General features: G+C 63.1%; 1 protein-coding gene. It reads left to right on the top strand.

Annotation, left to right across the window (positions count from 1 at the left end; translation table 11 throughout):
* A partial coding sequence (locus EN955_RS34710) for a TPM domain-containing protein (protein ID WP_206523787.1) occupies positions 1–206 on the top strand: 206 nt, incomplete at both ends.

The raw sequence follows: 206 nt of genomic DNA, 5'->3' as shown, positions 1-206 counted from the left end.
TCCGACCAGATCGTCGTCGCGACGATTCCCAGCCTCGATGGCGAGGAGATCGAGCCTTACGCCAACCGGCTGTTCCGCTTCTGGAAGCTCGGCCAGGCGAAGGAAAACAATGGCGTCCTGCTGCTGGTGGCCCCGAACGACCGCAAGATGCGCATCGAGGTCGGCTATGGGCTGGAAGGCACGCTGACCGACCTGCACACCAAGCT

Origin of the sequence: Mesorhizobium sp. M7A.F.Ca.CA.001.04.2.1 (genome assembly GCF_003998485.1) — a bacterium.
Classification (GTDB): Bacteria; Pseudomonadota; Alphaproteobacteria; order Rhizobiales; family Rhizobiaceae; genus Mesorhizobium; species Mesorhizobium ciceri.
Note: the sequence above shows the minus strand (reverse complement) of the source record. Positions and strands in the feature narration are given on the sequence as shown.